Below are 256 nucleotides of genomic sequence, written 5' to 3' on the forward strand. Positions count from 1 at the left end.
TCAGCGCCACGCCGCTCGGGGTATTCCTCTCCCTGCGACGTATGAGCCTGATTGGCGATGCCTTATCACACGCGGTGCTGCCCGGTGCCGCCATTGGCTATCTGATCTCCGGATTGTCACTGGTCGCGATGGGTGTTGGCGGCCTGATCGCCGGTTTAGCCGTGGCGCTGCTCTCTGGCGCGGTCAGTCGCTACACGCCGCTGAAAGAGGATGCCAGTTTTGCCGGTTTCTATCTGGGTTCACTGGCGCTGGGCGT

The 256-nt window shown here is 62.5% G+C and carries 1 protein-coding gene; it reads left to right on the forward strand.

What is annotated here, in order from left to right; translation table 11 throughout:
• Positions 1-256, forward strand: a 256-nt coding sequence (locus SB756_RS32295; RefSeq protein WP_410913529.1) for a metal ABC transporter permease, incomplete at both ends; no start/stop codon positions are given.

This window comes from Pseudomonas sp. SIMBA_068, from assembly GCF_046534705.1.
In the GTDB taxonomy this organism is placed as follows: Bacteria; Pseudomonadota; Gammaproteobacteria; order Pseudomonadales; family Pseudomonadaceae; genus Aquipseudomonas; species Aquipseudomonas putida.